This window comes from Micromonospora pallida, from assembly GCF_900090325.1.
In the GTDB taxonomy this organism is placed as follows: Bacteria; Actinomycetota; Actinomycetes; order Mycobacteriales; family Micromonosporaceae; genus Micromonospora; species Micromonospora pallida.
Genome location: NZ_FMHW01000003.1, coordinates 57407 through 64776, shown reverse-complemented (window position 1 = coordinate 64776; position 7370 = coordinate 57407). Strand labels below are relative to the sequence as shown.

10 protein-coding genes and 2 pseudogenes are annotated in these 7370 nt (G+C 72.3%); all 12 read left to right on the top strand.

Annotation, left to right across the window (positions count from 1 at the left end; all coding sequences use genetic code 11):
• Positions 1–137: 137 nt before the first annotated feature.
• Positions 138–512 (top strand): annotated as a pseudogene (locus tag GA0074692_RS37095) (hypothetical protein); the annotation flags it as partial.
• A 394-nt stretch (positions 513–906) separates the two neighbouring features.
• Positions 907–1515: a hypothetical protein gene (locus tag GA0074692_RS33380; protein ID WP_091654702.1), complete on the top strand. Its 609-nt coding sequence runs from the start codon at positions 907–909 to the stop codon at positions 1513–1515.
• Between the two features lie 14 nt (positions 1516–1529).
• Positions 1530–1724 (top strand): hypothetical protein, encoded by a 195-nt coding sequence (locus tag GA0074692_RS33375; RefSeq protein WP_245730837.1) that lies wholly within the window; start codon positions 1530–1532, stop codon positions 1722–1724.
• A 101-nt stretch (positions 1725–1825) separates the two neighbouring features.
• Positions 1826–2682 (top strand): annotated as a pseudogene (locus GA0074692_RS33370) (phage portal protein).
• Positions 2679–2882 (top strand): hypothetical protein, encoded by a 204-nt coding sequence (locus tag GA0074692_RS36345; RefSeq protein ID WP_245730839.1) that lies wholly within the window; start codon positions 2679–2681, stop codon positions 2880–2882. The pseudogene GA0074692_RS33370 and the gene GA0074692_RS36345 overlap by 4 nt, the downstream one beginning before the upstream one ends.
• Positions 2883–2888: 6 nt before the next feature.
• Positions 2889–3554, top strand: coding sequence for an HK97 family phage prohead protease (locus GA0074692_RS33365; protein ID WP_091654700.1), 666 nt, complete (start codon positions 2889–2891; stop codon positions 3552–3554).
• Positions 3555–3705: 151 nt separating this feature from the next.
• On the top strand, positions 3706–5094 hold the full coding sequence (locus tag GA0074692_RS33360) for a phage major capsid protein (RefSeq protein WP_091654609.1): 1389 nt from the start codon (positions 3706–3708) through the stop codon (positions 5092–5094).
• Between the two features lie 83 nt (positions 5095–5177).
• Positions 5178–5426: a hypothetical protein gene (locus GA0074692_RS33355; RefSeq protein WP_091654607.1), complete on the top strand. Its 249-nt coding sequence runs from the start codon at positions 5178–5180 to the stop codon at positions 5424–5426.
• A gap of 204 nt (positions 5427–5630) precedes the next feature.
• Positions 5631–6089 carry a hypothetical protein gene (locus tag GA0074692_RS33350; RefSeq protein WP_218106829.1) on the top strand — a complete coding sequence of 153 codons (459 nt, stop codon included), beginning with the start codon at positions 5631–5633 and terminating at the stop codon, positions 6087–6089.
• Positions 6056–6391 carry a hypothetical protein gene (locus GA0074692_RS33345; RefSeq protein WP_091654602.1) on the top strand — a complete coding sequence of 112 codons (336 nt, stop codon included), beginning with the start codon at positions 6056–6058 and terminating at the stop codon, positions 6389–6391. The genes GA0074692_RS33350 and GA0074692_RS33345 overlap by 34 nt, the downstream gene beginning before the upstream one ends.
• A gap of 81 nt (positions 6392–6472) precedes the next feature.
• Positions 6473–6817, top strand: a complete 345-nt coding sequence (locus tag GA0074692_RS33340) for a hypothetical protein (RefSeq protein ID WP_091654698.1) — start codon at positions 6473–6475, stop codon at positions 6815–6817.
• A 1-nt stretch (position 6818) separates the two neighbouring features.
• Positions 6819–7370, top strand: a complete 552-nt coding sequence (locus tag GA0074692_RS33335; protein ID WP_218106828.1) for a hypothetical protein — start codon at positions 6819–6821, stop codon at positions 7368–7370.

Here is a 7370-nt window from a genome sequence, read left to right as displayed (position 1 = left end):
CCGTCCCGGAAGACCTACGGCACGTCGATCGCGCGGATCTCCGCCCAGCTGGGCATGCCGATGATGCCAGCGCAGCGGTATTCCGTTGACGTCGCACTGGAGGTCGACCGGGCACCCAGGCGCTGGCGTACCGGGACGTGACGCTGCTGAAGCCGCGCCAGTCCGGCAAGACGTCCATCGTGCTCGGGGTGAAGTCGCACCGTGCGCTGGCGTTCACCAAGGAGGCGAAGCGGCACGCCCCGCAGCAGGTCGGCCGACAGCGGATCCTCTACGCGGCGCAGAAACGCCAGGACGCCCGAGAGAAGCTGATCGACGACCACCTGCCGATCCTGGAGCGCTCGCCGCTGGCCAGCCGGTTCCGTGTCCGGCTGCGTGGCGGCTTGGAGGCGCTGCTGTGGGACACCGGCGCGATCGACGGCATCACCGCCAACACCGAGGACGCCGCGCACGGCAAGACGTTGGACCTGGGTGTGGAGGACGAGTTCTTCCACGCCGAGGACTCCCGCCTGGAGCAGGCGTTCAGCCCGGCGATGTTGACCCGGTGGTCCCCGCAGCACTGGCGGGTGAGCACGGAGGGAACCGAGAAGAGCACGTACCTGGCCGCCAAGGTCGAGTTGGGCCGACAGGTAGCCGAGTCCGGGCAGCAGCACACGATCTGCTACCTCGAGTGGTCGAACCTGGACGACCCGCACGATGACCCGCAGACGTGGCTGAGCTGCATGCCGGCGTTGTGTCCGATTGAGGGCGGGCCGTGCGTGTGTGGCGTCGACGGCACGGTCGGCAGTGGTGGCGGCACACGGTCACCGTGGAGACGATCCGCGCCGAACTGGCGAAGGCCACCGTGGAGGACTTCGAGCGCGCCTACCTCAACCGTCGGCGCGGCTCGAAACCCCGGCGGATCCGAACATGCCGCCGCTGGCGCGGTGGAACGAGTTGGTCGACCCGCTCGGCGACGAGCTGCGGCCGGATCCGGACCCCTGGCGATGGGTATCGAGGCGGACTGGCAGGGCACCCAGGCCGCGATCGTGGCCGCGTGGATCGGCGCCGACGAGCCGGTACCTGCGGGTCATCGAGTACCGGCCGGGCATCGACTGGGTGCCCGGCCGGGCCCGGGACCTGAACGAGACGTGGAAGCCGGTCGGGTGGGCGTCGACCGTCGGCGGCGGTCCGGCGAAGCAGCTCAAGGACCCGCTGGCCGAGAACGGCCTGGTGCTGCCCAGCGGAGAGCCGGAGCGCGGGCAGATCGCCTCTCCGACGGTCCAGGACGCCGCCGCGTACACCGCCGTCCTGCTCAACCGGGTTCGGGTCGGCACGTTGCGGCACGCCGGTCAGGACTCGCTGACCAAGGCGTGGAAGGTGGCCCGCACCAAACCGGTCGGGGACTCGTTCGTGCTCGACCGCAAGGCCGGCAACATCGTCACGCTCAACGCGGCCCGGCAGGCGTTGTACGCGCTGGAGACGCGCAAGCACCTGGCCGTCGATGACGACTACGACGTGGCGGATTCCTTCGGATGACGGGTGGTGATCGCGTGCACGAGGTGGTGACCACCGTCCTGGACGTGCTGGGGCTGCTGCTGCTCGCGGCCGGCGTGGCCGCCACGGTGGCGAGTCTGCTCGGCGCGGGCCCGGGGCTGATCGTGGCCGCCGTGGTGGTGCTGGTCGGATCGTGGCGGGCGGACCGGTCGGCCCCGCGTCGCCGTCGTGCCGGGGGTGATACCCGGTGAGCCTGTGGAGGCGGGCCGCGTCGATCACCAGCCCGCAGGACCTGATCGGCGAGCGGCGCGCGGCGCGGACGAACACCACGGCGGTGACGAACGACTCGGCGATGCGGCACAGCGCCGTGTGGGCGTGTCTGCGGCTGCGCGCGGACCTGCTCTCGACCATGCCGGTGGACGTGTACCGGCGGGTGCAGGGTGTGCAGGTGGAGGTGCCGAAACCGCCGGTGCTGGTCAACCCTGGCGGTGAGCGGGTCGACATCCAGGAGTGGCTGTACTCCAGCCAGGTCGACCTGGACCGGGCGGGCAACTGCTTCGGGCTGGTCACCGAGCGGACCGCGCTGGGTCTGCCGGCGCGGATCGACCTGGTGGCGCTCTCCGACGTCGTGGTCCGGGCGAAGGGCTCGACGATCACGGAGATCCGGATCGCCGGCACGCCGTACACCGGGGACCGGCTGGCCGACGTGTGGCACGAGAAGCAGTTCACGGTGGCCGGGCTGCCGCTCGGGTTGTCACCGGTGGCGTACGCGGCGCTGTCGTTGCAGGAGTCCGCGTCCGCGCAGCGGTTCGCGGTGGACTGGTTCGGCGGGTCCGCCATCCCGATGGCGGAGCTGGTCAACACCGCCAAGACGATCAACAAGACCGAGGCGCAGATCGCCAAGGACCACTACCGGGCGGCGGTGACGTCCGGGGACCTGTTCGTGCACGGCAAGGACTGGAGTACAAGCCGATCCAGACCGTGGCCAACGACACGCAGTTCCTGGAGTCCCGGCAGTTCGGCCTGACGGACATCTCCCGGTTCTTCGGCTGCCCGGCCGACCTGATCGACGCGGCCGTGTCCACCGGCAGCATCACCTACGCGACGATCACCCAGCGGAACCTCCAGTTCCTCATCATGAACCTGGGTCCGGCCGTGACCCGTCGGGAAACCGCGCTCGGGCGGCTGGTGCCGGCACCCGGTACGTGAAGCTCAACCGCAGCGCGCTGCTGGCGATGGACCCGCAGGCCCGCGCCGAGACGATCAAGACCCGCCTGGACTCCCGCCAACTGACGCCGTCGGAAGGCCGGGCCCTGGACGATCGGCCCCCGCTGACCGACGCCGACCTGGCGGAGTTCGCGGCGGTCTACGGAGCACCCCGCACGCAGCCGACGGAGGCGAAGTCATGACCGACGATGACCCGCGCGGCTGCGGCCGCCGCCCGCGCCCAGCAGGTGCGGCAGCGCGCGGACCGGCCGTCCCAGCGGCGCTGCGCCGAGGAGAGCGGATCCCGGGCGGTGGTCCGGGCCGCGCTCGCCGGCGTGCAGCTGCGCGCCGCCGCCGGCGACGGCGGTTCCCTCGAGTTCACCGGGCACGCCTCGGTGACGGAGCGGGCGTACGAGATGTGGGACTGGTACGGCCCCTACTCGGAGGTCATCTCCGCCGGGGCGTTCGACACCACCCTGTCCCGTACGGACCTGGACGTGCCGCTGGTGCTCGGTCACGACCAGCTGCGCCGCATCGCCCGGACCACCACCGGCACCCTGGACCTGACGGTCGACGACGTCGGCCTGGCCGTGGCGGCCCGCCTGGACCCGGCCGACGTCGACGTGGCGTACATCGCGCCGAAGCTGCGCGCCCAGCTCGTCGACGAGATGTCCTTCGCGTTCCGGATCGAGGCTGGCACCTGGTCGCCGGACTACACGGAGTACCGCATCGACCGCGTCGACCTGCACCGTGGCGACGTCGCGATCGTCGGGTACGGCGCGAACCCCTCCACCGACGCCGCCCTGCGCCAGCCGGCCCGGCCGGTGTCGTCGCGGGCCCGCGCGCTGCTGGAGCTCGCGCTCGCCGGCGGCTGACCGCCGCCCCTTCCTCTTCCCGGCCGGCATCCCGCCGTCCGGGTATCCCGCCCTGCTCTGCCTCGCACGAGCCCACCCGGCGCCACGGCCTCGGGTGGCCGTCTGACCTGGACGGGCGTCCCCGATCACTCACCACCCAAGGAGGACGAGCATGACGCTCGCCGAGATGATCGCGCAGGCGCAGGAGCAGCTGCGTACCGCGATCACCGCCCGCCAGGGCGCGCAGGACGCGCTGATGGCGCTGCGGTCCGACCCCAACCTGACCGAGGAGGCCGTCACCGAGCGCCGCCAGGCCCGCGACGCGGCCGACGCGGAGGTGACCCGCCGCCAGGAGGCCCTGGCCGAGCTGGAGGAGGAGCAGCGCCGGGAGGAGGAGGTCGCCGCCCTGTCCGCGCGGACGTCCCCGACCGGCACCCGCGCGCCGGCGTACGACCGGGTCGCCCGGGTCGGCGCCGAGGAGCGCACCTACCGGCCCGACACCGACCGGCGCGGCGCCGGATTCCAGGCGGACGTGGTCGCCCAGTTCATGGGCGACTTCGAGGCCCGTACCCGGCTGGAGCGGCACATGGCCGAGGAACGCGCCGAGCGCGGCGACCAGATCCGCGCGGTGGGTACCGGCGCGTTCGGTGGCCTGGTGGTGCCGCAGTACCTGACCGACATGTACGCCCCGGCGGTGGCGGCGAACCGGCCGTTCGCCGACGCGATCCGCCACCACGACCTGCCGGCGCAGGGCATGGTCGTCAACATCTCCCGCATCACCACGTCGTCGAGCGTCGACAACCAGTCGGCGGAGAACGCCGCCGTGGCCGAGCAGGACATGGACGACACCGTGCTGCAGATTCCGGTGCAGACCGCCGGCGGCCGGCAGAGCATCTCCCGGCAGGCCGTCGAGCGCGGTGCCGGCGTCGAGCAGGTGGTGCTCGACGACCTGTACCGGCGGTACGCGACGAACCTCGACGGCAAGCTGCTCAACCAGGCGTCCACCGGTCTGTCGGCGGTGGCCACCACCGTGGCCTACACCGACGCGTCCCCGACCGTCGCCGAGCTGTACCCGAAGGTCATCGAGGGCCTGTCCGGCGTCGAGGCCGCGCTGCTGGACCAGGCGTCCGGCGACAACCTCGCGGTCATGCACTCCCGTCGCTGGTACTGGATGCAGAACGCCATGGGCGCGTCCTACCCGATGATCACCCAGCCGGGCATCGTGGCGCAGACCCTCGGCGCGAACTACGCCACCGCCTACGGCCGCGGCGTGCGCGGCATCCTGCCCAACGGAACCCCCGTGATCGTGGACAACAACATCGCCACGAACCTCGGGGCGGGCACCAACGAGGACGAGATCTACCTCGGCGACCGCAACGAGTTCCACCTCTGGGAAGACCCGAACGCGCCGATGTACATCCGCGCCGAGCAGCCCAAGGCCGAGAACCTCGCCGTGGTGCTCGTGCTGTACGGCTACTACGCCTACACCCACGCCCGGTACCCGCACGCCCGCAAGATCGCCGGCACCGGCCTGGTCACGCCGACCTTCACCGGCGCCTGACCCTGACCCGCCTCACGGCCCGCCGACCGCCCAGGCCGGCGGGCCGTACCCATGCCCGAACCAACCCACTGGGAGGTACCGCCATGAGCGGCAGCGACAACGACAAGAAGATCAACGACCCGAACCCTGACGGCATGATCGCCGCGCTGGTCGACGAGCGGGCCGGCCTGTCCCGGGCGGCGGGGGCCGCCACCGACGACGCGAAGAAGAAGCGCTACACCGACCGCATCAGCCAGGTCGACGAGCAGCTCAAGCTGCGTGGCCGCAACGCCAAGGGTGAGCCGCTGCGGGCGCCGTCCGGCCGGCAGGTCCCGCCGCAGCAGACCACCTGACCAGCCCCCGGGGAGAGCGACCGTGGCGAGCACCCTGTACGCGACCCTGCCGGAGCTGAAGGCAGCCCGGAAGATCACCGCCGAGGACGACGACCAGGCGCTCACCCAGGCGCTGACCGCCGCGTGCCGGCAGATCGACCGTAAGACCGGCCGGCCGCCCGGGGCGTTCGCGCTCGACGACAACGCCACCGCCCGGACGTTCGGGTGGTCGGGCGGACCACCGTCGACGGGCTGCTGCTCGTCGACGACATCGGCGACATCGCCGACCTGGTCGTGGAATCCGGGACCGGCAGCGCGTGGTCGCCGGTCACCGGCTACGACACCGGCCCGGACAACGCGCTGGCCACCGGTCAGCCGATCACCACGCTGATCGCCCCGCCGGGCGGCTACTGGGCCGGGCCCCGGGTCCGGGTCACCGCCCGGTGGGGCTGGCCGGCGGTGCCCGACGAGATCAGCCGTGCCGCGCTGCTGCTGGCCAACCGGCTCTACATGCGCAAGGACAGCCCGGCGGGGTGGTCGGCTCCGCCGAGTGGGGCGCGGTGCGGCTGTCCCGCTGGGACCCCGACGTGGAAGAGCTGGTCGGACCGTACGTCCTGCCCGGCTTCGCCTGACCCGAGAGGAGGGCCGCTGTGCCCACCGTCGAACAGATCATCACCGGCCTGAACGAGCAGCGGGCCGAGCACCTCGCGGCCGGCCGGTACGCCGAGGTGCAGCGCGTCGACCAGGAGCTGATCGCCTACCAGACTCTGCTGCGGCTGTTCACCGAACGCGACGCCCACCGGGCCGCCGGCGAACAGGACGCCCTGGTCGCGGTCGAGCAGCAGATCTCCTACTGGGTCCGCCAGGTCGACCTCGTCGACGTCGACCAGGAGCACGCCGACGCCGACGTCGACGCGCCGGCCCCGGTGGCCGTCGACCAGCCGGCCGGCACCGGAACGCGGCGGCCGCCGAAGCGGGCGGAGTAGCCGTGGACCTGGAGCTGGTGACCACCCGCCTGGCCGAGCTGCTCGCCGGCGTCGACGGGATTTCTGCGCGCCGACGCGTTCGTGCCCGACTCCGTCTCCGTGCCGCACGCGTACGTCACCGAGCTGACCCTCGACTACGACCAGACCTACGGCGGGCTGGATCTCCTCACGGCCGGGTGCCGGGTGCTGGTGTCCCGCGCCGACGACAAGGCCGGCCAGGCGCTGCTCAAGAAGTTCATGAAGCGGTCGGGCCCGACGTCGGTCAAGTACGGCATCGAGGGCGACCCGGGCGTCCCGCAGACCCTCGGCGGGGCCTGCCACGACCTGCACGTGACCCGCGTCCAGGGCCACCGCGCCTACCAGGTCGGCACCGACTGGTTCTACGGGGCGGAGTGGACCGTCCGGATCGTCGGAGAGGAGGACTGACGTGGCCGACATCCTCAAGAACGTGCGGTTCTTCGCCGGCGCGGCGGACATGACCGGCCAGGCCAACAAGGTCGAGATCAGTCCCGAGGCGGAAGAGAAGGACGTCACCACGTTCGGGTCCTACGACCCGGCCACCGACCGGGTGTGGAAGCAGGTCGTAGCCGGCCTGAAGTCCAGCAAGGGCAACGCGTCCGGGTTCTGGCAGGCCGGCGACCCGGGCCTGGTGGACGACGCGGCGTGGGCGGCGCTGGGCGGCATGTCCGCGTGGACGATCTGCCCGCGCGGCGCGGCCGTCGGGGATCCCGCCTACGTGACCCGGGCTCTCCAGGGCAGTTACCAGCTGCTCGGCGCGCCCGGTGACATCGCCCCGTGGTCGGCCGCCTGGTCGTCGTCGTACCCGGTCGGCCGGGGTGTGGTGCTGCACCCGCCGGGACCGCCCGCACCGCCACCGGCAACGGCGCGGCCGTGCAACTGCCGGCGCTGCCGGCCGGCGGGGAACTGGTCGCCACGCTGCACGTGCTGTCGATCGCCGGCACCGCCACGCCGTCGGTGA

Excerpts from the sequence above, each read along its gene's own strand:
- GA0074692_RS33365 (WP_091654700.1), top strand. The coding sequence starts at position 2,889 with ATGACCCGCGCGGCTGCGGCCGCCGCCCGCGCCCAGCAGGTGCGGCAG.
- GA0074692_RS33360 (WP_091654609.1), top strand. The coding sequence starts at position 3,706 with ATGACGCTCGCCGAGATGATCGCGCAGGCGCAGGAGCAGCTGCGTACC.
- GA0074692_RS33380 (WP_091654702.1), top strand. The coding sequence starts at position 907 with ATGCCGCCGCTGGCGCGGTGGAACGAGTTGGTCGACCCGCTCGGCGAC.
- GA0074692_RS33355 (WP_091654607.1), top strand. The coding sequence starts at position 5,178 with ATGAGCGGCAGCGACAACGACAAGAAGATCAACGACCCGAACCCTGAC.